Origin of the sequence: Streptomyces sp. MBT53 (assembly GCF_016654115.1) — a bacterium.
In the GTDB taxonomy this organism is placed as follows: Bacteria; Actinomycetota; Actinomycetes; order Streptomycetales; family Streptomycetaceae; genus Streptomyces.
The window spans coordinates 1-549 of the sequence record NZ_JAEQAZ010000489.1; the positions used below are offsets into that span (position 1 = coordinate 1).

Below are 549 nucleotides of genomic sequence, written 5' to 3' on the forward strand. Positions count from 1 at the left end.
GACCATGGAGCGCCCCACCCGACCGGGGGTGGGGCTGACCGCACCCCCGGACACCCCCGAGCCCCCCCGCCGCACGGCGTCAGATCGAGTACGGCACCGGGTGCACCTCGTCCGCCCGGTGCCCCGCGCGCTCGTGCACACGCTGGACCGCCTCGGGCGACGGCGCCTCCGACAGGCAGTAGACGGTCCCGGACTCCGGATCCGCCCAGGCCCGCTCGAAGTGCACGCCCTCGTCCTTCTCCACGGCGAGATCCGCCTTGTGGGCCGCCATCAAATCGTCGGCCGTGATGCCCTTCATTCCGTGATGTACGTCCATGTACTGAGCCATGGCCTCGCACCTCCTCGTGCTGTTCCCCCCTCCCCATGCTGCGCTCCCACGGCCTCCGGGGCTACCGTGCGGAACGATCACGGGGAGGGCGAGGGGATGCGGCGAGGGGTGCGGACCGGGATCGGCGCGGGCGTCGTGGCCGTACCGCTGGGGGCGGGGGCCGGGCTGTGGGTGGCGTTCGCGGGCGAGGGGCATCCGTTCGGGGACGCCCGGGCCTGCGA

1 protein-coding gene is annotated in these 549 nt (G+C 73.8%); it reads right to left on the bottom strand.

Going from position 1 to position 549, the window contains the following annotated elements:
- Positions 1 to 79: 79 nt before the first annotated feature.
- On the bottom strand, positions 80 to 328 hold the full coding sequence (locus JHN45_RS52415) for an SCO4226 family nickel-binding protein (protein ID WP_200712017.1): 249 nt from the start codon (positions 326 to 328) through the stop codon (positions 80 to 82).
- Between the last annotated feature and the right edge of the window lie 221 nt (positions 329 to 549).

Coding starts and splice junctions, on each gene's coding strand:
- JHN45_RS52415 (WP_200712017.1), bottom strand. CDS start 328: ATGGCTCAGTACATGGACGTACATCACGGAATGAAGGGCATCACGGCC.